General features: G+C 44.4%; 21 protein-coding genes and 1 tRNA gene. 6 read left to right on the forward strand and 16 right to left on the reverse strand.

What is annotated here, in order from left to right:
* Window positions 1-133: 133 nt before the first annotated feature.
* Window positions 134-1,441, reverse strand: a complete 1,308-nt coding sequence (locus JMX13_RS05640) for an RNA-guided endonuclease InsQ/TnpB family protein (protein WP_201610669.1) — start codon at window positions 1,439-1,441, stop codon at window positions 134-136.
* A 252-nt stretch (window positions 1,442-1,693) separates the two neighbouring features.
* On the opposite strand from JMX13_RS05640, the gene JMX13_RS05645 reads away from it, so the two are divergent.
* The 5 genes from JMX13_RS05645 (at window position 1,694) to JMX13_RS05665 (ending at window position 8,242) form a co-directional block, all read left to right on the forward strand.
* Complete coding sequence (locus tag JMX13_RS05645; RefSeq protein ID WP_201610677.1) at window positions 1,694-3,160, forward strand: protein adenylyltransferase SelO; 1,467 nt, start codon at window positions 1,694-1,696, stop codon at window positions 3,158-3,160.
* 341 nt (window positions 3,161-3,501) lie between these two features.
* On the forward strand, window positions 3,502-5,823 hold the full coding sequence (locus tag JMX13_RS05650; RefSeq protein ID WP_201610679.1) for an NADP-dependent malic enzyme: 2,322 nt from the start codon (window positions 3,502-3,504) through the stop codon (window positions 5,821-5,823).
* A gap of 160 nt (window positions 5,824-5,983) precedes the next feature.
* On the forward strand, window positions 5,984-7,213 hold the full coding sequence (locus JMX13_RS05655) for a tRNA nucleotidyltransferase (RefSeq protein ID WP_201610681.1): 1,230 nt from the start codon (window positions 5,984-5,986) through the stop codon (window positions 7,211-7,213).
* Between the two features lie 46 nt (window positions 7,214-7,259).
* Window positions 7,260-8,072: a pteridine reductase gene (locus JMX13_RS05660; RefSeq protein WP_201610683.1), complete on the forward strand. Its 813-nt coding sequence runs from the start codon at window positions 7,260-7,262 to the stop codon at window positions 8,070-8,072.
* A 93-nt stretch (window positions 8,073-8,165) separates the two neighbouring features.
* Window positions 8,166-8,242 (forward strand) — tRNA-Ile (locus JMX13_RS05665).
* Between the two features lie 76 nt (window positions 8,243-8,318).
* Here the strand turns inward: JMX13_RS05665 and JMX13_RS05670 are convergent.
* From JMX13_RS05670 to JMX13_RS05735, 14 genes are all read right to left on the reverse strand, one after another.
* Window positions 8,319-9,359, reverse strand: coding sequence for a hypothetical protein (locus tag JMX13_RS05670; RefSeq protein ID WP_201610691.1), 1,041 nt, complete (start codon window positions 9,357-9,359; stop codon window positions 8,319-8,321).
* Window positions 9,360-9,412: 53 nt separating this feature from the next.
* On the reverse strand, window positions 9,413-10,666 hold the full coding sequence (gene mhpT, locus JMX13_RS05675) for a 3-(3-hydroxy-phenyl)propionate transporter MhpT (protein WP_201610693.1): 1,254 nt from the start codon (window positions 10,664-10,666) through the stop codon (window positions 9,413-9,415).
* A gap of 97 nt (window positions 10,667-10,763) precedes the next feature.
* On the reverse strand, window positions 10,764-11,543 hold the full coding sequence (locus JMX13_RS05680) for an SDR family NAD(P)-dependent oxidoreductase (RefSeq protein WP_201610701.1): 780 nt from the start codon (window positions 11,541-11,543) through the stop codon (window positions 10,764-10,766).
* A gap of 39 nt (window positions 11,544-11,582) precedes the next feature.
* Window positions 11,583-12,131 (reverse strand): 3-phenylpropionate/cinnamic acid dioxygenase subunit beta, encoded by a 549-nt coding sequence (locus JMX13_RS05685; RefSeq protein WP_201610703.1) that lies wholly within the window; start codon window positions 12,129-12,131, stop codon window positions 11,583-11,585.
* A 12-nt stretch (window positions 12,132-12,143) separates the two neighbouring features.
* Entirely contained in the window at window positions 12,144-13,448 is a 1,305-nt protein-coding gene (locus JMX13_RS05690; protein WP_201610711.1) for an aromatic ring-hydroxylating oxygenase subunit alpha, read from the reverse strand.
* Window positions 13,449-13,503: 55 nt separating this feature from the next.
* A complete protein-coding gene (locus tag JMX13_RS05695; protein WP_201610720.1) occupies window positions 13,504-15,354 on the reverse strand; it encodes an AMP-binding protein in 1,851 nt (616 codons plus the stop codon).
* Window positions 15,355-15,454: 100 nt separating this feature from the next.
* Window positions 15,455-16,423 (reverse strand): NAD(P)H-dependent flavin oxidoreductase, encoded by a 969-nt coding sequence (locus JMX13_RS05700; protein WP_201544044.1) that lies wholly within the window; start codon window positions 16,421-16,423, stop codon window positions 15,455-15,457.
* A gap of 5 nt (window positions 16,424-16,428) precedes the next feature.
* Window positions 16,429-17,448 (reverse strand): 4-hydroxy-2-oxovalerate aldolase, encoded by a 1,020-nt coding sequence (dmpG, locus tag JMX13_RS05705; RefSeq protein WP_201610730.1) that lies wholly within the window; start codon window positions 17,446-17,448, stop codon window positions 16,429-16,431.
* A gap of 3 nt (window positions 17,449-17,451) precedes the next feature.
* Window positions 17,452-18,393, reverse strand: coding sequence for an acetaldehyde dehydrogenase (acetylating) (locus JMX13_RS05710; protein WP_201610738.1), 942 nt, complete (start codon window positions 18,391-18,393; stop codon window positions 17,452-17,454).
* Between the two features lie 56 nt (window positions 18,394-18,449).
* Window positions 18,450-19,235, reverse strand: a complete 786-nt coding sequence (locus JMX13_RS05715) for a 2-keto-4-pentenoate hydratase (RefSeq protein WP_201610752.1) — start codon at window positions 19,233-19,235, stop codon at window positions 18,450-18,452.
* Between the two features lie 51 nt (window positions 19,236-19,286).
* A complete protein-coding gene (locus JMX13_RS05720) occupies window positions 19,287-20,174 on the reverse strand; it encodes a VOC family protein (RefSeq protein ID WP_201610762.1) in 888 nt (295 codons plus the stop codon).
* 61 nt (window positions 20,175-20,235) lie between these two features.
* A complete protein-coding gene (locus JMX13_RS05725; protein WP_201610774.1) occupies window positions 20,236-21,477 on the reverse strand; it encodes an NAD(P)/FAD-dependent oxidoreductase in 1,242 nt (413 codons plus the stop codon).
* Entirely contained in the window at window positions 21,474-21,782 is a 309-nt protein-coding gene (locus JMX13_RS05730; RefSeq protein ID WP_062536176.1) for a bifunctional 3-phenylpropionate/cinnamic acid dioxygenase ferredoxin subunit, read from the reverse strand. Before JMX13_RS05730 ends, JMX13_RS05725 begins: the two co-directional genes overlap by 4 nt.
* 12 nt (window positions 21,783-21,794) lie before the next feature.
* Window positions 21,795-22,625, reverse strand: a complete 831-nt coding sequence (locus JMX13_RS05735; RefSeq protein WP_201610778.1) for an alpha/beta fold hydrolase — start codon at window positions 22,623-22,625, stop codon at window positions 21,795-21,797.
* A gap of 667 nt (window positions 22,626-23,292) precedes the next feature.
* Here JMX13_RS05735 and JMX13_RS05740 point away from each other — a divergent pair.
* The gene (locus JMX13_RS05740) at window positions 23,293-23,859 is read left to right on the forward strand and encodes a TetR/AcrR family transcriptional regulator (protein ID WP_201544032.1); all 567 of its coding nucleotides are present in this window, start codon (window positions 23,293-23,295) and stop codon (window positions 23,857-23,859) included.
* Between the two features lie 124 nt (window positions 23,860-23,983).
* Here JMX13_RS05740 and JMX13_RS05745 read toward each other — a convergent pair whose 3' ends face one another.
* The gene (locus JMX13_RS05745) at window positions 23,984-24,799 is read right to left on the reverse strand and encodes a thioesterase family protein (protein WP_201610780.1); all 816 of its coding nucleotides are present in this window, start codon (window positions 24,797-24,799) and stop codon (window positions 23,984-23,986) included.
* Window positions 24,800-24,886: the final 87 nt, after the last annotated feature.

The raw sequence follows: 24,886 nt of genomic DNA on the forward strand, positions 1-24,886 counted from the left end.
TTTGCGTGCTAATTACTTATGGACTAATTACAAGAGATGGACAGAGTGAAACGCGGCATTATTAAGGCTATGTTTTGACATACTCCCACCACTTTCGACAAGCTCAAGTAGGGGATTCTAAGAGCAAACGCTCTTAGGCGACTTTCTCACGAAGGTCACAAGTTTTCTGTTTCAAAGGGCGACCTTTACCGCATCCTCCCTCCACAGACAACACGGCATGTCCTGCCGCAAGAATATTTTTAGCTGCATTCACATCAGCATTTGCTTTATGCCCGCATTTGACGCACTCAAATTTAGCCTGAGTTTGTCTATTCTCTTTGGTAATATGCTGACATTGGGAGCAGGTCTGACTGGTGTATTGCGGATTGACTTTGACAAGTAATCCGCCTGTCCAGTGCTGCTTATACTCAAGCATATCAACCATCATGCCCCAGCCTTGATCTAAGATGGATTTGTTTAATCCTGATTTGGCTTTGACATTACGCCCTTTGTTTTCTAGCGTACCGCTTGCAGATTTCGACATATTGGCTACTTTTAAGTCCTCACAAGCAATCATGGCGTGGTTTTTGCTGATCGCGGTGGTGATTTTGTGCAAGTAATCATGGCGAATATTGGCGATGTGATGGTGTAATTTTTGAATCTTACGGTTCTGCTGTTTCCAGTTTTGACTGAATAAGACTTTTCTACTTAATTGGCGCTGTAATGCGGCCAGTTTAATTTGATTGGCTTTAAAGCTGTTTTTGGGTTGGATGTACTGACCTTCTGAGGTGGTAATCAGTTTAGTGACACCCAAATCAATCCCTATGGCGCTTGTAGAGGGGTGAATTGGGTTTTGATCCAGTTCTCGCTCACACCCAAAAGACACGTACCAGTGCCCTGATTTCTTGCTAATGGTGACGTTTTTGATGGTGCCGATGATGTCTTGTGATTTTCTAAATTTCACAAATCCCACGCCATTAGGTAGTTTGACGCGATTACCCTCAACACGGCAATATTTATCAAACTGAACCAAGCGCATGGAGTCGCGGCGGTCAATTTTACGTTTCCACTGCGGCATCAGGGGTCGTAATTGAATCTCTGTGCCATCAAGCAACTTAAAGGATTTGGGCTTTTTAGGTTTCTTCTTATTTTCTTTATATCGGGCATGGACTTTAGGGTCGAAAAATCTTGACCAAGCCGATGCCAAGTCACGAATCTTTTGCTGCAAGGACACCGCATTTGATTGAGATTTCAAAAAAGAAAAATCAGGATTGTTCTTTAGATCAATGATTTTATTGACCAAACTGGTGGCATTAATATACTCATTTTTAGCAAACATCTCAAACGAGGCGGCCAAAATTTGATTCCAAACAAAGCGTGCAGAGCCGACAAGATTGTTCAAAACAACGGCTTGCTCTACAGTAGGCTCAAGCCTAAATTGATACGCTTTGTTGATTTTCATAACACCCATTCATTTTGCTTTATGTTTTTCTTGATATAATATCAACTCTAAAGTTTATAATAATTTACTTCAACGGATAGTTTGTATAAAAATATAATAAATACTAGGCGAAATTCACCTCTACCCTAATGTCGGGTGGAGTCCTCTTTCGCGGTTTTGATAGTGAGTTATTGTATTTAGCATTTGATTTTATATCTTTATTTTTGAACTTTCCTTCTACAACTACTTCACCCTTAAATCGGAACGGCACCTATGCGTTATCAAAATACTTACGTCAAATTAGACACTCGCCTTTATCATGAGCAGCCACCGACACCGCTCGACAATCCTCGCGCCGGTCATTTTAATACCCAAGTTGCCGAGCAATTGGGCTGGCTTGATGACGATGAGCTGATGGCGCGTTGGGTCGAGATATTGGGTGGTCAATACGTGCCAGCTCAGTTTCAGCCGCTATCGATGGCCTATGCTGGTCATCAGTTTGGACAATGGGCGGGACAATTGGGCGATGGCCGTGGTTTACTCATGGCACAAGTACTCGATAATAACGGCCAATTGCAGGACTTACATCTAAAGGGCGCTGGTCTAACCCCTTATTCACGGATGGGCGATGGTCGCGCGGTACTGCGTAGTACCATCCGCGAATATTTATGTGGCCATGCGCTGACCCAACTTGGCATCCCCTCGTCTAATGCCTTGGGCTTTGTGGTATCAGATACCAAAGTGCGCCGCGAGCGTATGGAAGCTGGAGCAGCCTTGATGCGCGTTGCTGACAGTCACATTCGCTTCGGTCATGTTGAGTGGATTGCCAGCTTTGCACCTGACCTGCTTGGCGAGTTTACCGACTATATGATTGATACTTACTATCCAGAATGCCGTGATAGTGAAACGCCGGTCTTGGCATTTTTACAAGCCGTAGTTGAGCGTACGGCGCGTATGATTGCGGACTGGCAGCTGATTGGCTTTGCCCATGGGGTGATGAATACCGATAACTTATCGATTACTGGCAGCACCTTAGACTTTGGTCCATTTGGTTTTATGGAGCGTTTTAATCCTGCTTGGATTAACAATCACTCCGACCATACCGGACGCTATGCTTATCAAAATCAACCTGCCATTGGGCATTGGAACTTAAATATTTGGCTACCGCACTTTATGCGTCTAGAGGGTGTCACACGCGATACCTTGGCTGATTGCCTAGCGCCGTATGAAGCGACTTTTATGCAGCATTATCAGCAAGGGCTGTGCCGTAAGCTGGGATTACCACACGCCAAAGAGAGCTTGACCCTTGCCTTTGAATGGCTGACATTGCTAGAAGATAACTTACTCGACTATAGCAATAGTTTCCGCGCGCTATTGGGTTTGGTCGCACCAAACGAGCATCCTCATGAACAGCAGCTGCTCACAATAATGACTGCTGAGTTTAATAATGAGGCGCAGCAAGTCTGGCAAGATTGGTCAACACGGTATTTGGCAGCGCTGCAGCCGTTATCTAGCGAGGCATCTATTGAGGAGATGCGCAGCAATAATCCGGTTTATGTGTTACGTAATAGTATGGCGCAGCGCGTTATCACGGCGGCGGAACAGGGACAGTTTGATGAGTTAAGTCGAGTCTTTGAATTGCTTGCTACTCCTTATAGCGTACAAGACATCGCCACCGAACTTGATACCTTACCACCTGCTCCGCATGCGCCGCAGATACCGATTAGTTGCTCTTCTTAATAAAATACGAGTAAGCGACTATTCTGTAATATTTTGAAACATGATGCAATTATGGTTGATATTTCGCCCTATTATTTGTCATCATCAACCAGCGAAATAATGAATATCATTTTATTATATTGCTTGCACTATTCAGTCGAGCTGACTAGGCAGTTAAATGCCAATAATGCTAGAATAGCTGTTTTTGTACGATTGTTGTTTTTACCCTGATGTCTAGTCGCCAATCATGACCTTTTTAGTATAAAAGCACCCTCATTGTCATCTTTCATGGTTTTGAGGTTTAGACGTTAGTTTTTTATCCCATTTACTTTATTCCAATTATCCCAACCATGGCAATTATTATGAATGACGATATCACTTTGAATACGGATGCTCCTACCACGGAAAAAGAGCAGTTTGAACAAGCTGCCCTACATTACCATGAGTTCCCACGCCCGGGTAAAATCTCAGTAACACCTATCAAGCAACTGGCCAACCAACGTGATCTGGCGCTCGCCTATTCACCAGGGGTTGCGATACCTTGTCTTGAGATTCAAAGAGATCCAGCTTTAGCAGCTAAATATACTGCTCGTAGCAACTTGGTCGGTGTGATTACCAACGGTACTGCGGTACTTGGTTTAGGGAATATTGGTCCATTGGCATCAAAGCCTGTGATGGAAGGTAAAGGGGTTCTATTCAAAAAATTCGCTGGTATTGACGTTTTTGATATTGAAATTGCTCAAAACGATCCAGATAAGTTCATCGAAGCGGTTGCGTCTCTAGAGCCTACTTTTGGTGGTATTAACTTAGAAGACATCAAAGCACCAGAATGTTTCAAAATCGAGCTCGAATTGCGTAAACGTATGAACATTCCAGTATTCCACGATGACCAACATGGTACGTCAATCATTGTTGCCGCAGCGATGCTAAACGCTTTGCTCATCACTGGCAAAAAAATTGAAGAAATTAAAGTCGTTTGTTCAGGCGCTGGTGCAGCCGCTATCTCTTGTTTGGATATCATTTGTGCGCTTGGTGTTGATAAAAATAACATCTTGGTATCAGACTCACGCGGTATCATTACTACCAGCCGTGAAAACCTTGATGAGACTAAGCAGCGTTATGCCCGTGATACCACTGCATCTACCATCGAAGAAGTGATGGATGATGTCGATATGTTCTTAGGCTTGTCTATGCCTGGTACATTGACCGAAGACATGGTTCGCCGTATGGCAAAAGACCCTATCGTCTTTGCCCTTGCCAATCCAACGCCTGAGATTATGCCAGAATTGGCCCATGCGGTACGTCCAGACGTCATCATGGCAACAGGTCGCTCAGATTATCCCAACCAAGTAAACAACGCGTTATGCTTCCCTTATATCTTCCGCGGTGCGTTAGACGTTGGCGCAACGACCGTTAATGAAGAGATGAAAATTGCTTGCGTAAAAGCAATCGCCGCCATGGCGCATGTTGAAGCCACGCCAATGAGCAACGTGAAAAACGTTGAAAGCACGCCAAGCTTTGGACGCGAATATTTGATTCCAGGACCTTTGGAGCCGAACTTAATCATCGAAATTGCTTCTGCTGTTGCTAAAGCGGCGATGGATTCTGGGGTTGCGACGCTACCTATCACGGATATGAAAGCCTACCGTCAACGCTTGTCTGAGTTTGTTTATAACTCAGCGTTTGTCATGAAGCCTATCTTTGCCCGCGCGAAAGCTGACCCTAAGCGTATCGTGTACTGTGAAGGCGAAGACAGCAACGTCTTGCTCGCGGTACAAGTGGTCGTCGATGAGCAGTTGGCACATCCAATCTTGGTAGGTCGTCCTGCCATCATCGAAAAGAATATTGAAAAATTAGCGCTACGCCTAAAAGATGGTGAGAATATCACCATTGTGAATCAAGATGACGATCCACGCTATAAAGACTACTGGCAAGGCTATTACGAGAAAAACAAACGTAATGGCGTCAGTATCGAGCTTGCCCGCCGTGATGTCCGTCGCAAGACTTCTTTAATCGGTGCCTTACTGGTTGAAAATGGTGATGCTGATGGCATGATTTGTGGCACATTCAGCTACTATCATCTACATTTAAAATATGTCAGCAGAGTCATTGGTAAAAAAGACGGCGTCAGTGATTTTTATGCGATGAACGCTGTGCTAATGCAAGATCGCAATATCTTTATTGCTGATACTTATATCCATGAAGACCCAACGGCTGAACAATTGGCTGAAATGACGGTACTGGCAGCCGATCAATTACGCCGCTTTAGTATCACGCCACGCGTGGCACTGGTTTCGCATTCAAACTTTGGTACATCAGACCGTGCCAGCGCAGTAAAAATGCGTAAAGTACATCAACTACTGACAGAAATGAATGTCGACTTTGAATTCGATGGTGAAATGCAAGGTGATGCGGCACTTGATGAGCATATTCGTGCTAATGATTTACCATCAAGTAACCTAAAAGGCTCAGCAAATCTGCTAATTTTGCCAACGCTTGATGCAGCGAACATTGCTTTTAACCTACTCAAAACAGCAACCCGCAGTGCGTCTATTGGTCCTATCTTGCTAGGGGCTAATAAACCTGTGCATATCCTAACCCCATCAGCGACAGCGCGTCGTGTGGTTAATATGACAGCGCTTGCAGTTACTGAAGCTCAAGACTTAATCAATGAGCAGAAGTAGTTGTTTATATAGCGTATAAACACATGGCTAAGCCGGTCTTCTGTTAGTTATTTATAGAAGCCGTCTGCTATACTAAAACCAGTCAATACTCCTAAGCGAGCGTTGACTGGTTTTTTTTGGCAAAACGATTTAGTAAATACTGGATAAAAAAGAGACTATTATGCAAGTGTATCTCGTCGGCGGTGCTGTCCGTGACCAACTGTTAGGTCGTCCTATCAAAGACAAAGACTTTGTCGTCGTCGGCGCCACTGTCGCAGATATGCTGGCGGCAGGCTTTCAACAAGTGGGCGCAGACTTTCCGGTGTTTTTGCATCCCGTTAGCCGTGAAGAATATGCTCTAGCACGTACGGAGCGCAAACAAGGCCTAGGCTATCAAGGCTTTAGCGTGCATGCCAGCCCTGATGTCACCTTGCGTGAAGACTTGCAGCGTCGTGATTTAACTGTCAATGCTATGGCGATTGAAGTCAAGAGCCTTACCGATGACACGCCCATCAATGGTGAAGTGGTTGACTACTATGGCGGATTGGATGACATTAAAAGTAAAACCCTACGTCATGTCTCAAGTGCTTTTAGTGAAGACCCATTGAGGGTACTGCGAACCGCACGCTTTTATGGACGTTATTACGATTTGGGCTTTCGCATCGCCGATGAAACCTTGCTATTGATGCGCCAATTGGTAGGCTCAGGCGAGCTTGCGCATTTAAGTAGTGAACGTATTTGGCAAGAATCGAGCCGTGCCATGATGCAAGTGTCGCCGCAGGTATATTGGCAGCAGCTGTTTGAGATTGGGGCGCTAACAGAGTATTTTGCCCCGCTACATCAAGTTTGGAGTCATGCTCAATACGGTCAAATAAAAGAGATTGTACAAACCGCATTGTATTTCGCCGGTCAAATGCAATTGAATTTATCGCAGCGCTGGGCGTTATTAATGGCTAGTATGAACACAGATTTATTTGCTCTGAAACCTACAGACTCGAATTCAGATAATACAACATCAAATAATATAGAATCAGCTAGCATAGTAACTGCTGTTAAAGATATTAATGAGATAGGAAACAGCGCAAAAGTGCCAAAAGCGCAGACCCAATTTGCCACTTTATTTGTGCAGCAGGCAAAGAATATTAGCATCATAGACAAACTTAGCGCCGCCGAGAAAATTGATCTTATCCAAGCTTGTAGCGCCCATAAAACGCCGGAAAAACTCTCACAGCTCTTGGTCACGAGCCATGTATTAAAACTCGCCATACAGCATCGACAAATGATGTTGGCACTAGGCAGCTTTCATGCAATCGGCATTGATGATATTGATGAAAATCTCAAAGGTCCAGCGATTGGCGAAGCATTACGACAACGTAGAATTGAGCATTTACAAGCACAACATTTCTCGTAAACAAGCTCTCTAAACCAGCACTTTAAATAATAAAAACATATCTTTTATGAATCAAGAATTTATTTCCACTCAAACAGCGATTAGTAATAACATAGCACCTGTTATGCTCGTAACCGGTGGCGCTAAGCGTATCGGTGCGGCTATTGTCCGTGCCGCCCATGAGCAAGGCTATCGTGTCATTATTCATTGTCATCATAGTAAGCAAGAAGCCAATACGTTAGCTGATGCGCTTAATCAAATTCGTCCTGATAGTGCGGTCGTTGTCCTTGCAGATTTGGCGGTTATTAATAATAGCGAGACGCTACAGCAATTTATTCGCAATATCATGCAAGCATTTGAGCAACTCGATGTCTTAATACATAACGCATCACGCTTTTATCCAACTCCGCTTGGTCATATCAATCTTGATCAATGGGATGAATTGTTTTTGACCAATGCCAAAGCACCTTTATTATTAAGCCAAGCGTTATATCCTTATCTACGCACACAGCAGGGCTGCATCATTAGCCTACTTGATATCCATGCTCATGATAAACCTTTTAAAAATTACGTCGTCTACAATATGGCAAAGGCGGCACATCGGATGATGGTCCAGTCTCTGGCACTTGATATGGCGCCCGAGGTACGCGTCAATGGCGTCGCTCCTGGCGTGAACATCTTGCCAGAAGCGGATAGCGACCAAGCGCTTGACCCGCAGCAGCAAAAAAGCATCATCAACTCTATCCCTATGCAGCGGATAGGCAGACCTGAGGAAATTGCGTATAGTGTCCTTTATCTGGCGCACGCCAGTTACGTCACTGGTGAGATAATTACGGTAGATGGCGGTCGCAGCCTGACATTGGCTGGTGGTCATATTTGATAGAAAGTAGTGCTGCATGAAAATATCTTGATTAGTTCCTATCTTTTACTTGAAAATCTAGAAAAATCAGGTATCATTGTGCGTCTAACGTTAGGGCCCATAGCTCAGTTGGTTAGAGCAGAGGACTCATAATCCTTTGGTCGTAGGTTCAAGTCCTACTGGGCCCACCAAATTTAAACCCTTACAGTCATCGACTTGTAAGGGTTTTTTATTGCTCAAATTTTAGCAAAGCATAGTGTGGAGTGTTTAAAAGGTATATTTCGCCATAACCTCTACTTCCTGACCCGCTTGTCTCCAAGGAAGCGTCGTGTCACTACGGTCTCGCCATTCAACACCAATATCAAGATTTGGTAAATAGGTGTAGATAAGGTTAGCGCTCTTTATATCGATCGAAGTATCTGCCTCATGATCTACATTGACCTCTCCGTAACGCATATTGCCACGCAGTTTTGGTGAAAAGACATGACGATAGCCTATACTAAAGCCAGTTTGCGAAACAAGGTCACCGTTTTCAGCATCACAATTTAGGCTGACTGGCGTTAGTGCGCCCGTCGTACACACGCCAGAATAAACCCCCATGCCCTTACCTGTATAAACACTAACATGTAGCGAGCCGTCGCTCAAGCTTAGCTTACCTGCCAATGAAACACCCAAACCCACATCCGAATCCAAATCATTGCCAACACCCGTTCCAGCTTCACGAGCAGTAACCGCTAAAGTATAGCCAATATTGGAGATATCATCACTATAGCTTGCCACCATATCTGGCAAATCCGCCTCTTCATAAACAGGGTCTTGAGCCGTCAAACGCAGTCCCTTGTTAGCATAATGCAACGTCAAATCTGGACGAGCATAAATCCCACTACCAGCGATGGTTCCAAGACCAGTGCCCCAGAAATCAAGTTGTTCAGTCAAACGTGGAGCGACCGCAAAAAACTGACCATTCCAAGTCTTACCAACCGTCACATTATCTACCTGCAAATAAGCATGACGCAATCGCAAATTGGAGCCACCTGATGCATAGTCTCCGTAAAAGTCCCCTTCAATGAAACCTTTCAATTTTCTATTATCTACTAGCGTCGTAGTGGTGAAGTTAATGCGAGACTCACGAGCATTGCCTTCAAAATCAGACTCTCCTTTATCTGGCGAGGCAAATACGCCTTCTGCTTTAACATAGCCACCAACACTGAAGGTGGTATCGCCATTTTTGACCAGTTCTATCGCTTGCGCCTGTGTACACAGCACACCAGCAATCACTGCCAAAGATATATTTGTGAGTTTATGCATGATTGTTTTATTCCCTATGGTTCTATCAATAAAGTCCGTTTTATAAGATTAATTTAAGCCTTTAAAAGTAAAGCATGATCTACTTTTTCACGTCGAGCGATGTTATTTGCCAGTAATATTGCAGCCATACCAGCAATAACAATGACCGGAATACTACTGCCAATCACAAATGAAGAGTTTGAGTTATAAGAGAAAATAACACCCGCTAATAAAGGCCCTACGAATGAACCAACCCGCCCCATAGCAACAGCCACCCCAACGCCTGTACCGCGCATGTTCTTGCTATAAGCTCTCGCCGCAAGCGCATATAAAGCAGACTGACCGCCCGTGATGAAAAACCCTGAAAGACCTGAGGCTAATATAAGTCCGGTTAGGGATTTGGAGAAAGTTAAAGCAGACAGTCCGATCAAAATACCGATATAAATCATGATGACGACAGACCTAAGCTTGATACTAGATAACAACCAACCCAAAATCAGCACGCCGCAAACGCCGCCAACTTGATAAGCGACTTGGATGTTGCTTGCGCTTTTTAGACTCAAGCCATTGTTCTGCATCAGCACGGGTAGCCAATTTAAAATAAAATACAAAACAATTAAGGTGCCTAAGAAACTTAGCCAGATTTGAATAGTGGTTGCGGTACGCCCTTCACCGAATAAGATAAATTTAAAATCCGTGTTTTCCGTCACAGCATCTTGGCTAACTTCTTTTTTGGTATACGTTTCTTTTAAGAAAATAAAGAGCAGTGGCACAAGTGCAATCGGTGTTAGTCCACCTAAGTAAAAGATGCTTTTCCACTCTCCTACACCAGTGAATCCTCCAGCAATCAGCGCCGTGATACCCGCACCAAAGGGTACGCCTGCATACATCACGCTGACGGCAGTGGCACTCCAACGCTCGGGGACAGATTCTGACGACATGGCAATCATCAAAGGTAGCGCCCCGCCCATACCGATGCCGGTGAGAAAACGTACGATGACTAATGAGTTAAAATCAGTGGTAAATGCCGTCATAAGTGACATAATGCCAAATAACGCGACGCTAAAGATGAGTATCTTTTTACGACCAATTTTATCTGAGAGACGTCCAGCAACGATTGCTCCTGGAAACATGCCCAAAGTGGCAGCGCTAAAAATCCAGCCCAGCTGCCCTTTACTTAAATTAAATTCCGCTTGAATAGATGATGCCACCACACCGATGGATTGAATATCGAAGCCTTCTAGAATGGCAATACAAAAACACATGAATAATGTCATATACATTACTGCAGGTTTCTTTGGCACAGCATTAGGCACAGAGATTGTCATAGACTCTTCCTTGAGTACAAAATAAATATGAAAGTTAGGTTTGGTTATTTTTACAGCTATTGCTTATTGTCAGAATTAAAAGCACGTTTGATAAATACTATTGGCCGGCAGATAATCCTCCATCACTGACTAAGATAGTGCCAGTTACATAGCGTGCACCCTTCGCGCTTGCTAACATGACATAAAGATCAGTATGTTCCTCAGGAGAGGAGACACGACCTAGAGGGATATGTTTGCCCATAGATTCTAGGCGCGCGCGATCTTTATTCATGGATTTGCCCGTTTGATTTAATGCATCCGTACCGCCGATTGGTGTATCTGTGGCGCCAGGTGCGATGCCGCAGACGCGCACATTTGGGGCAAAATCTAATGCTAACTGAGCAACAACGCCGCGTAGCGCGTATTTAGAAGCGGTATATAAAGGCCCACCACCGCCCGGACGGAAGCAAGCGTTAGAGCCTGTGGTTACAAAGCAGCCTCGCGAGTCTTCTAAAGCTGCATAGCTGGCATGAGCCGCCATCAATACGGCTCTGACATTGGTTGACATGATTTGCTCAAAACCGTCTTCTAACTCTTGCGCCGACATTTTTTGCAGCTTTTTAAAGAAATCCCACACGCCAGCATTGGCTACCATGGCATCAAGCCCGCCCCACTTCTCAATTGCCGTATCGACAGCGGATTGGTTGGTCGCATAATCATTGACGTCACCGACCACATAACAGAAGTTTTCATTGGTTAAAAACTTCTCTATTTGTTCAGGTTTGCGTACGACAGCAAGCACTTTAGCGCCTTCTTGCAGAAATCTGTCTACAATAGCTTTACCGATACCGCTGCCGGCGCCAGTGATAATCACTCGTCTATTCAATAGCATTTGCATATTATTGCCTTAAAATCACCTATTAAATTTTATAAAGCGCTACATAAATACGTTTAGGTTTTTGGTCAGTAACGTAGATTGTTGCAGCAGAATCAGCCGTCCAGCCAAACGATACTCATCGCCTACTTTGCGCCAGATGTCTTTACGGCGTCCCATCAAGGTAGAGTCATCACGCTCAAAGCGACTGCGGTATAAAGTAAATACACTATGGACTTCAAACTCGTCCGCTTTATCGGTATGAAAGACCTCTAAGTTTGATATCGCCGTTACCTGACGGGTTGGCGGATCTTCTGTCCAGCACATGCCACTATCATTGCGTTTTAGGCGCATCATGATTGAATCTTTATCTTCTTCAAACAAGGATACTCTAGCTGTGGTAATTTCTGGCGTACGGTTCCTACGCAGAATGTTCTCGCGAATAGGTGCCCAGTAAATTAAATCGTCTTCCAAGTTGTCTGCCCATTTATCAAGAATCTCGTGATTTAGCAGATATATTTCATGATTGACAAACCTTTGAATATCAAAAAAAGTCTGAATATCTACATGTTTACCTTTAGCTTCAAGTGCTAATAACTGATCTCTGGTCATGGTTAGCTCCTTTTAGAATTTTGACTCTGCTAGTGGAATATCAGCCCAACTGCCAGCTTCCATAAATTCGGTATAGCGTTTGAAAAACAGACGTTGGTTGGCGTCATTCAACTGACCTTTGGTAACCGTACCTGGCAAGTCAATAGGAACCGCTTCGCCCTTCGTTGGATTCATGGCATAGCACAATTTTTGATTACGAGTGACGTATCCTGAGTTGCCAAGCGTGGCATGTTCCCAGTTTTCACCGTCGTCCATCTCCAAAATCCCACTTGGCGAAAAAGTACGCATCGCGCCCAGTCGCCACTTATCTTTTATCTCGTCCGATGCTTCGCTTGGAACTAACGTCCAGCTATGCAGTTCTGTCTCTGTTGGTCCTTTGGGTAAAAAAGTTCTAAAGGTTAGGTAACCAGGTAAGAAAGCAAAGTTAGGGAAGATAAGTCCCGATGCCACCGAACCTAGCATTTTTCCACGTGCTACCCCTAAGCGCTTGCTAATCTCTTGCTCACGAGAGCGTAGATATTTGATGATATCTTTGTCGCCCATGGTCGCCGCATTACCAAAGTTATTGGCTAATGAAAATTCCCAACCATGACCATTGACACTGGCTTGATAAGAATTTTCATTACTGACCATAATGCCGCCAGCCTCTTTAAGTGTTGCCTCTGCCGCACCAAGGTGCGTCCATAAAGCATGATAAATATCACCGACAAAGTTATCAGCAGGATATTTCCAATTACATTTAAGTAATGAGCGTGTCGTCCCAGGCAAAAACTCAGTGCCTTTATCGTCTACGTCCAAGATTGCATCCAAATACCAGCGGAAATCACCCAAATACTCTCCTAACGACGGCGCTTCTTCATCAAAAGTTGCAAAGACCAAGCCTTTATAAGTTTCGACGCGAGCTCTATGCAAGCCCCAGTCTTCTTTGTTAAAGCCTTCGGTTTTGTCATACAGCTCATTTGCAGGCATACCATTGAGCTTACCGTCTAGACCAAACGCCCAGCCATGATAATTACAGACAAATGAGCGAATTTTACCTTCACCGGCAAAGCACACTTTATTGCCGCGATGCGGACAAGCATTAAGCATGACGTTGATGCTTTTATCTTTTGCTCTCGCGACAATAACTGCATCTTCTCCGATGTAAGTGGTGATAAAGTCGCCAAAGGATTCGACTTGTGATTCGTGGGCGACAAAATGCCAGCAGCGTGCAAAAATCTGCTTTAGCTCTTGTTGATAGATAGCCTCATCCCAAAAAATACGTCTATCTATTAATCCATTTTCGTGATCAACCATTGACCGTATATTCATTGACATTAGTGTTTCTCCGTAATTAAAATTAAGCGATTTTAGTTTAGTAAGCGGTTATTATTTAAAAATAATGGAAGTAAATACTCGATTGTCTTTCTTTGTCATACATCTTATCGATGAGTTCTGACCAACTTTCTAATAAGGCTCGTTGATTTAAATAGCCCTTATCAGTTATTTCATTTTTTTCAATTGATGGTTGCTCAGGTATGATTGCCACCCTACCTATTCTGGTACTATTACTGAAATACACGTCGTTATATTGTTGCAATAGCTCAACGACCTGATGAACAACCGCATCCAGCTGTTGCAAATGGGCGGCATTTTGTTGCTCTTCCGTCAATTGATACTCTTTAGCCAGACGCTCAATGTTTGGCACGATAAGTAAACCAATCTCCGACTGGTTGTGTCCTGTAATAACTGCGTCTAAAAAGTAAGGTTTTAATGCCGTCACGACTCCCACTCTAATTGCATTGACATTGACCCAAGTACCAGAGCGCAGTTTGAAGTTCTCGGACGTTCTGCCATCAAATATCAAGCCTTCAGATGGGTTGTCTGGATTGATTAATCGACCTGCATCACCCATCGAATAAAAACCGTCTGCATCAAAAGCTTCAGCCGTTGCCTTCTCATTGCGCCAATACCCTGGCGTCACATTGGGACCACGTACCGCAAGTGCCATCTTATCCTGCACCGGTGTTAATTTAATCTCGGTTCCGGGCATAGGCACACCGATATTAACGGCGACATCAGACTCAAAGTTTAGACAGGTTGCAAAAGGTGCGGTTTCTGTAGAACCCCAGCCAGCCAAAAGCTTAGGACTGGTGCCAACCAGCTCAATGGAAAGCTCAGCCAATCTATTTCTGGTTTTTTCAGGTAAGGCTGCAGCAGCAATAAAGATGACTTTTACGACTGAAAAGAACTTGCGCGCTTGGCGATGGTTTTCTTCAAATTCTGCCAATAAAGCTTCAATACCAGCGGGTACGTTGAAGTGAATGTTGGGCTCAATCATGCAGATATTTTCAATGGTTCTGCCAATATGTCCGGGTACAGGTTTGCCATCATCGATGGTTAAGGTGCCACCATTAAACAACGCGATATTGACGCAGACGTTACCACCAAAGGTATGACTCCACGGCAACCAACTAACCAAACTGGGGATCATATCCTTTAAAAACGGCCACATTTTATAGAGCGCAACTTGATTGCTATACATCATTCGATGAGTGTTAATAACCCCTTTTGGCGTGCCAGTAGAGCCAGAGGTCATCATCACTTTACAGATAGTGTCTTGAGTAACCGCTGCTCTTCTTTCCTCAACTTCTGTTTCTGTCACCTGCGGCAAGCTTCGAATCGCAGGGATTTCATCCATATCTGAATTGAAAGCAATACAAGGTATGTCGTGATGCTCAAGGATGAAGTTTGCGGCTTTTTTAAATAAATTGGTGTTACTAAAATGAATCACACCAGGCTTGACCGTATCGATGATACTAGACAGGCGCTCAAAGGAATTGCCGTATACTGCATAAGCAATTGAAACAGGCGTGACAGGAACGCCAAGTGTCATCGCTGCAAATGCTACCAACGCATGATTGATAGAGTTTGGCGCTATTATCATAAGCGGCTTGTCTGCTGAAATATCTAAAGTACCTAAATGCGTCGCAATACTCTTTACTCTGGAGGCAAACTCTTTGTAAGATATCTCCGACCAACCATCCGCTGCTCTTTCACGCATACAAACGGTATTTGGAGAGCGTTTAGCCCAGTGATCAATGCAGTCCAGCATCGTATGCTCATCAAGATTAAGCGGCTCTTTATTACGTAGCACAATATAGCTTTGAGCACTGTCATCAGTGACCACATCGTGGCGACCAAGTTTTATTTGTGGGTCAGTTTTGGATACAAACTCAATCATTTTGCCCATCCTTCCATGGTTAGACTAACTTGAATCTTTATATTCAATGCTCATCAATTGGTATTGGATATAAAGATAGAAACTGCTTGTTACTTACTGCTTATGCTTTGGGCCATTCGGCAAGCTTATCGTTAAGCGTAGATTTCAAGGTTTTAAGCTCGGTAGCTAACGAGTCAACCACATCAGCGACGCTCTCAACGCACTCGGTCGCGCTCACCCCGTGACCTGCGCCCCAAGTGTCCTTCCAAGCTTTACCTTCCCCGTGGATATCAGAAAAATCAATTTCCGTACTGCCTTTAGACGACTTAAGATCAAAGCCGGATTTTTCTAAACTGGCTTTTAGCCAATTGGCCATCACTCCAGAGACGACATCTGACGTCACAATATCCGACATGGTTGATTCAACCAACATACTGCGATAATCATCGTTCACTAAGCTCTCAGGACAGCTGATAAAGCGAGTGCCCATATAAGCAAAGTCAGCCCCAAGAGCGAGCAAGGCGGCAATTGATTTGGCGCTTTGTATCGCGCCGCCAACGATGATAGGCCCATCATAAAAACGGCGAACCTCTTCTACAAAAGCAAAAGCCGTATATTTGCCGGTATGACCACCCGCTCCAGAACAAACCAAAATCAGACCATCAACGCCTGCTTCGACGGCTTTTTTTGCTTGTTCTGCATTGATAACATCGGCGAAAACCTTGCCGCCAAACGCATGAACTCTATCTAATACGCGTTTAGGACTACCAAGCGCGGTCACCACAAACTTAGGTTTGTAGCGCTCAACCAATGCCAACTCGGCCTCAAAACGGTCATAGCTTTTATGAACAATCATGTTCATCGCCCACATACCCTCATAGGCGGTATCTTTAAGCTCGGACTCGATTTTGTCTAACCACTCTTCTAATACCTCAATCGTGCGAGCATTAGGAGCTGGGAAACAGCCTATTATTCCCGCTTTTGCCGATGCGATAACCAAGTCAGGGCCCGATATCAGGAACATCGGCGCTACGATAACTGGTAACCGCATCTGATCATATAATGCAGATACGATATCTCTATTGGCCATATCCTCTACCCCTTCACTTTATTAATTAAGTCCAAAGCCACATCAACGATCATGTCTTCTTGACCACCGATAAGCTTACGCTTGCCTACTTCAACCAATATCTCGCGCACATCAATATTGTATTGCTTCGACGCTTTTTCAGCGTGACGTAAGAAGCTAGAGTAAACACCAGCATAGCCAAGTGTTAGCGTCTCACGGTCAACCCGAACAGGCCGGTCTTGTAGTGGTCGCACCAAGTCTTCAGCCGCATCCATCAATTTATAAAGGTCGCAGTTATGCTCCCATCCTAAACGGTTGATAGCGGCAATAAATACTTCTAGTGGTGCATTGCCAGCGCCAGCGCCCATACCTGTCAAGGAAGCATCGACACGAGTCACGCCATTTTCGACCGCGACAATGCTATTGGCGACACCTAGACTTAGGTTGTGATGCGCGTGAATACCAAGCTCAGTGCTGGCATTTAACGTATCTTTTAGCGCCTTTACCCGATCTGCAATATCATTCATATTCATCGCGCCGCCGCTGTCTACGACATAGACACAACCTGCGCCATACGACTCCATGATTTTTGCCTGCTCGGCCAGTTTGGTGGGCGATACCATATGCGACATCATCAAGAAGCCTATCGTGTCCATGCCCATCGCTTTCGCTGTTTCGATATGCTGTTTTGAGACGTCCGCTTCTGTGCAATGGGTTGCAACACGCACTGAACGTACGCCCAAATCATAAGCGCGCTTTAAATCTTTGACAGAGCCGATACCGGGTAGCAATAGTGTGGTCAATACGGTTTTGTCTAATACATCAGCAACCGCCTCTAACCACTCCCAATCGGTATGCGCACCAAAGCCATAGTTGAAACTACTGCCGCTTAAGCCATCGCCATGCGCAACTTCAATGGCATCAACACCAGCTTCTTCGAGGGCTTTAGCGATATCACGTACATGGTCAATACCATACTGATGACGTATGGCATGCATACCGTCGCGAAGGGTGACGTCTTGGATATATAGTTTTTTATTAGTCATGATTTATGCTCCTACTTGTGCTTGTCTGGCTACCGCAATTTTTTCAGCAGTTTTCAGTGCCGCTGAGGTCATAATGTCTAGATTGCCCGCATACGAGGGCAAATAATGCGCCGCCCCTTCTACTTCAAGGAATACTGAAGTTTTGAGTCCTGTCAGCGTGCCGATATCTGGTATATGCAATGGGTTTTTTTCGGTATAGCGCTCAAACTGTACTGTCTGTTTTAAACGATAACCTGGTACGTAGCTTTGTACCTCTTTTACCATTTCATCAACACTGGCTCTAATATCGTCTTCATTGGCATCTTCAGAAAAGGTGAGTACAGTGTCACGCATAATCATCGGGGGTTCGGCAGGATTTAGGACAATAATCGCTTTGCCTTTTTTGGCACCGCCTACCTGCTCAATTGCTTGCGAGGTGGTTTCGGTAAACTCATCAATATTTGCACGTGTACCGGGTCCTGCAGATTTTGATGAGATAGAGGCGATGATTTCTGCATAATGCACCGGTGCAACGCGTGATACGGCATATACCATTGGGATGGTCGCTTGACCACCACACGTCACCATATTGACATTAGGCTGATCGATATTAGACTCACCATTGACCGCTGGGACAATAAACGGACCAATCGCAGCTGGGGTCAAATCAACAATAACTTTGCCTGCTTCATTACAAATTTTAGAATGGGTGGCATGTGCAGAGGCTGAAGTGGCATCGAAGACAATCGCGATGTCCTTCCACTCAGGCATAGCCACTAAACCATTGATACCTTCGTGAGTGGTTGCGACGCCCATACGTTTGGCGCGTGCTAAGCCATCAGATTCAGGATCGACACCAACCATGGCGACGATTTCTAGCTCTTGAGAGGTTTTTAGAATTTTAATCATCAAATCGGTTCCAATATTTCCTGAACCGATGATGGCGACTTTCGCTTTCGTTGACATATTATTGACATCCTTTTCGATAGGTGGACTTCTTATTCGGTTTGCTATTTGGTTGATTAATCGATAAAACTTACTGACACACTATTTAGACCATCTATACTGGCAGTAAAGCGATCCCCTGATTTAACAGCTATCATTGGACCTAGAGCACCAGATAGCACCACATCACCTGCTTTGAGTGGCTGACCATTTTTAATCATCATATTGGCAAGCCAAAGTGTCGCCAATAAGGGGTTGCCTAAACACGCCCGACCTTCGCCTTCAGAAACGACTGCATCACCATTTGCTAATTGCATTTTGCAGTTTTCTAAATCCAGTTGGCTGAGCAGTACAGGAGTGGTTCCCACGATAATTCCGCCATAAGAAGCGTTGTCAGCAATGGTGTCAAACAGGCTAATATCCCAATTCGCCACACGGCTATCGACAATCTCTAAAGCGGCAACGGCATAATCAACGGCATTAATGACATCGATAATCGTTAAATGGTCAGCATCTAAATCAGACTTTAGTACGAAGGCAATTTCGGCTTCAATTTTGGGCTGCAAAAACTGACCGACAGATATTTGCGCCCCTGAGCAATAGCAAGTATCGGCATAGACCATGCCATAGTCAGGAGAATCTACGCCTAATTGCGCTTGTACAGCGGTTGACGTCAGACCAATCTTGCGACCAATGGTTACCCTACCTTGCTCGCTCCAACGGCGGTGATTCTCTTGCTGAATCTTATAAGCCAAAGAGATATCGCTAGCATCAACTTGGTCACGCAGTGGTGCGATTGCGCCTTTGGTATAGGCATCAAACAATGAAGTGGCTAGATTGGCGGCAGTATTCTTGTCATTCATAACGTAAAGCTCTCATGTGCGTCGTGTATTTTTGCGTCGTATATAGGTGGGTTATTTACGTGGCGGACGCTGAAACTTATGTCCCCAAGCTGAATTGGTATGATGAACTTTGACATGCCAGCTATCATCATTAACTTCTATGGCACCCCAGCCAAATTCAACATCAAAACCAGAAGGGCTCATGGTGTAAAAAGACAACATCTCATCATTAGAGTGTCGACCTAGCGTGAACGAGAAGTGGGCGCCCGCTTTCTCTGCCGCATCCATCGCCCGACCAACGTCATCGACGTTATCGACTTGCAACATGATATGAGCAACTTTCGCTGGGATAGGCACAGGCGCTAACGCCAAAGAATGGTGACGTCCGTTACAACGTAAGAAGGAGATACTTAAAGGTTTACCAGGTACGATTTCGGTATTGATGTAATCTGATACTTTGAAGCCTAAAAGCTGAGTATAGAATGCTTCTTGCGCCGCATGGTCTTTACTAATAAGAACGATATGACCGAGTCCCTGCTCGCCAGTAATAAAGCGAAAACCTTTAGGACTAACGAAAGGCTGATTGGTCAATTGCAAAGGACCATAAAAAGCTTCACAGCGGGTGCCGTCAGGATCATAAAAGACGATAAGCTCTTTCACTTGACGAGATTTTGCCAACTCATCTAAACCCACTTCAAAAGCGATTTTATGCTCGTGCAAGCGGCTTTTCAGACTTTCCAAATCTTGCTTGTCACTGACTTCCCAACCGACATAATCTAGATTGTTATGATCTGAATTTTTAAGCTTAATACGCCAAGCATATGAATCGACGCGCAGTGACATATCACCGTTATCATGGTCATCGACACTGACACCCAGTATGTTTTCGGCATAATCTCGCCACGCTTCTTTATCAGCAATGGAGAAGCCAAGATAGCCCAACGCTTTTATCTCTGACATGTTAAAAATCCCTTTTATGAGTTTTATCCTTTCACTACACAACACATATATAGCCGCGCATTTAGCCGCGCATCAGTTCTCGCAGTGGTAGCTCTGGATTGGCCAATTGTGATGGCTCAACGTTCACATTATTTTTTATCATGCGCATGGCAGCGCGAACGGCATTTGGATTATTGACACTGACTGCACCAATGACGCGATTATCAACCACGCTAAAATACACCGACCAATCACCTTCAAGTCTCACAACCAAATGCTCCTTGGTGGGTAAAATCTTGCCAGCCATTTCTATATGCAAATCGCCTTGATCTGACCAAAACCAATCGACGGGTGCAGCAGGCGGCTCTTTATTTAAAATAGCAGCGGCGGCTCGCTCCCCTTGATGTTGTGCTGACTGCCAGTGTTCATGACGTACCGTTGAGCCATCAGCTTGGGTCACTGCCGCAACGTCTCCCGCCGCATAAACGCCTGAAAATTTAGTGGCCTGATTGTCATTTACTTGAATGCCGCCCGTCACTGGGTTTAGTAGCTCAGCGCTGACTGCTTTCGAAAGATAAGGCGTGCTTGGCGCCATACCAACGCCCATCACGATGACATCAACCTCAATGGACGTGGTATCTTCAAACAATATGGACACACTACCGTCCGCCTGCTCTATAAATTTATCGAGGCGGCAATGAGGTGTTAGCACCACACCTTGGGCGCAGTGATTAGCAACAATTTTTTCGCATAATTCTGTCGGTAGTAGATGAGCCATTGGCAACGCTGCGGCATCTAACCACTGTACTGCGGCGCCAGATTTAGATAACGAAGCTGTAGTTTCAGCACCAATAAAGCCGCCACCTATCACCGCCACGCGTGTATCAGCGGTCAATCTTTGGCGTAGGTTTAGAGCATCTTCATAGTGACGTAGTACCAAGACTTGTGGCAAATCTGCCCCTTCTATAGGCAGTCGTCTTGCCTCGCCACCCGTTGCCAACACGATGACATCGGCAGTTAACGCTTTACCAGATTCCAAAGTGATGCGACGTGTCGTAGGATCTAATTGACGCACACCATCACCATAGTGAGCTTCTATATTGAGCGCCGTGAGCTCGTCATCGCTGATTAAAGCAATATCGTGGTGGGTGCTGTCTGCTTGCATCAAAATCTGCTTGGATAATGGTGGCCTCTCATACGCGCCATGTTGGTCTTTATCGACCAGTATGATGCTGCCCAAAAAGCCCTGTTGGCGTAATGTTCTGACGCAACTCACTCCAGCGGCACTCGCACCGACGACGATGACTGACTCAATTTGGCTCATCTGTCGACCTCAACGTATATCTCACCATCTCTGATTTCGACATCATAAACATTGACGGCTTTTATCGCTGGCGGGTTATCAGGAACGCCCGTCTTTAAGCAAAAGACTGACATATGTAGCGGACACTCAACAGTGTCACCCTCTACAAAACCATCACAAAATGAGGCTTGGGCATGGGTACAAGTGTCATCAATAGCATAAACCTCACCACTTTCACCACGAATGATGGCGATTGGCGGGTTAAATTGGTCCAGCTTGATTGCTTCGCCAATGTCTAAGTCTTCTAATTTGCCAACATGAAACATAACAACCTCGCTCTATTCTGCCGTGAAATGATTGATAACCAATTGCAGGAACTCTTTAGGTCTTTCAGCCATGACCCAATGCCCACAATTGGCTAGGACATGCAAATCTGCATTGGGCATCGAACGACCTAACTTAAAGCCCATTTCTGTTGGCACCACTTTGTCTTCACGGCCGTGAATAACGATAGCAGGATGATTAATTTTGGCGACCACATGCTCAGGCATGCCCGAAAGCTCTGTCTCCTCTTCCTCATTTGGCTGCACCAATAACTTGCGCAGACCTTCTTGAGCGCCAGGGATAAGGCTGGTTTGATAACGCTCTTCCACCAATTCATCAGTGATGGTGTCGGGATTATGAGGAAAATGTGACATGGCTTGACGCATATTTTCGCGTGATGGTGTGTAATCCCATCCAGAGCGCAAGCCGGGTGTCATAAAGAATTTGTCACAAGGGGTGCCCATTAAACAGAGCTTGGAGAATCTTTCAGGGAAACGGGCAGCCGTTGCAAGTGTCAATGAGCCACCAAATGAGTTACCAATGACGTGGGTTTTTTCGATACCTAACGCATCTAAAAAAGCCAGTAAGTGCTTGCCCCAATGCTTAATATCGTAACTGAAGTTAGGATCTCTTTCGGTGTGTCCAAAGCCAGCTAAGTCAGGTGCGATGACACGAAAGTGTTTGGCCAGCTCAGGAATAATCTTACGCCAGTTGGTATAGGCAGAGACGCCTGGTCCAGAACCATGCAATAGCAATAATGGCTCACCCTCGCCCATTTCCAAATAGTTGGTTTGCAGTCCAAAAGCCTCAATCGTTTTGCCTTTGCCAGAATCAATTACTTGCATATTCAATCTTCCTTGATAACAGTTTTCACGAGATGATTATTTATCACTGACAATTACAATAATGTAGATTATCACTAATGTCAATACGCTACCGTATGGTAAATAATAAAAATGATCCTTAGTATGATTGCGAAGCACAATAGGATTAACAGGCCTTTAATTATTAAATCCTTATAAATAATAGCCTATAGGATAAAAAAGAAGATTTATTAATCAAAATTATTAGTTAAATTTTATTTTAATTTAGTAAAAATATATGAATTTTAATTAATTTATAGAATACCAAAGCGTATGTTATAGGCAATAACTAGCCGTATATCTAGGTAAGAAGTAAGGACAAAAATGGTAAAAGCGCTGCTTATTGATATTGAGCAGAATGAAGAAGATATCTTTGAAGAGTCGTTGAGAATGAAGCTGATGGCTTATTAGACTAAGACTTAATTTGATTAAAATGATAAAATATGGAAAATCTTATCTGATTAATTGAGCGCATGGCTCAGTTGGTGTACGATTATCAATTAATACGAGTGCTATCGTACCATCGGGCTTTAGGTATCTGGTATTGAGCATTTAGAATACTTGAAACCTACTAAATACAATGAATGAACTATTTAAGAGTGAATCAACGATGATTGACTCTTTTTTAATAAGTAGAGGTCTTAAAAGCATGGATTTAATAGAAAAAAATCCAAGTCAATCCAACAAACTGACTGCTCAAGATTGGTTGGATATCGCTGAATCTGAGCTGGCTAAATCTGGTATCACGGCCGTCAGAGTAGAGCCACTTGCCAAAAAGCTGAAAGTGACAAAGGGAAGTTTTTACTGGCATTTCAGTAGTAGAAAAGAGTTATTCGAAAAGCTGTTGTCAAACTGGCGCACTCGCTCAACCGTTTCCATTATCGAGCGTTTGAGTGATATAGAGTTGACACCTGAAGAACGCTTGAGAAAGCTTTTCTTGATTCCTTATAAGCGCAACACCAAGACCAATGGCGCCGCTTTAGAGCTTGCCATTCGTAACTGGTCACAAAACGATAAAGCGGTGCAGGAAATTCTAAATGAAGTCGATACTCACCGTCTGACTTTTATTGCGATGATTTTTGAAAATTTAGGATATGACAAAGAGCAAGCGGAGATAAGAGCGGCACGATTCTATTACACGATGCAGGGAATATCTGTCGTCAACGTACACAAAGAACAGGCTTCTATTGAGCAGATATTTGAAACTTTATTGTGATGATTTTTGAATAGTGCTGTGAAGTTGCTTGCACGAATGATACGGCTAGCGATGGTATCCTCTATCGATTTCACCATCGCCTCTTATAACCTTTATGTACCAATAAAATATGTACTAATAAAGTTTAACGCGGAATCTGACGAATGGTAAGAATCTGCTCACTACGTCCAAAAGGCCCATAGACGTCATGCAGTACCGCACTGGTGATACCAATACCGTCAGCACCGTATTGTTGTACCGCCTCTAGACCTAGCCAGCGACCTTTAGGCATACGATGCATGTGAATTTGCAAATCCGTATTGGGGAACATCCATTGTAAATCATCCAGCTCTAACCCCAGTCTTGGTACGATGCCATTAGCAAGATCCACCATCCCGAGCAGATGCACCACATCAGTAGTAGGTTCGTCTTCTACCATCGCCGTATCATTGGTAATCCATACCATACCTTTGCCCGCACGGCGCGCTGAATTAGCAACCAGATTTACGCTTTTGACAAACCCACCGGGCCAGCTTTTCATCTCTTCCCACACGGGCAGCTCATCAGGATGCTGAATTGCGTTTTGATCTTCCAAGCCTGCAATGGCGCTGGTATCTTGTGTCAAGAGTCGCCAAGCACGCGCAGTAATACAAGCGCGACCACCACTACTCATGACCGATTCTATTAACTCGATGGTTTTTCCCGGACGAATACAGCGAGTAGTAATAACAAAATCATCAAGCGGTATTAGCCCTAAGATATCAAGGCTAATGCGTGCTATGCGCATATTCGCTTGCGGCGCAAATTGAATCAGCTCATGAGTCAACAAGCCCGTCGCCGATGCCATATGCTGTTCATGTGGATTCCATGCGCCTTGGGCATGTTGAGTTGGTTTATAATGCGCAATACTAACATTATCTGCTTGCTGTTCACGTTGGATACAATTGTAATAAGCTGCCATGGTTATCCCTTCACTTTGGTTTCCCAGTAAGATAATCTGAATAGATTCAAACCTAGGATAGTAACAGATATATTGGCGTTATTTCCT

Source organism: Psychrobacter immobilis (genome assembly GCF_904846285.1).
Taxonomy (GTDB): domain Bacteria; phylum Pseudomonadota; class Gammaproteobacteria; order Pseudomonadales; family Moraxellaceae; genus Psychrobacter; species Psychrobacter immobilis_D.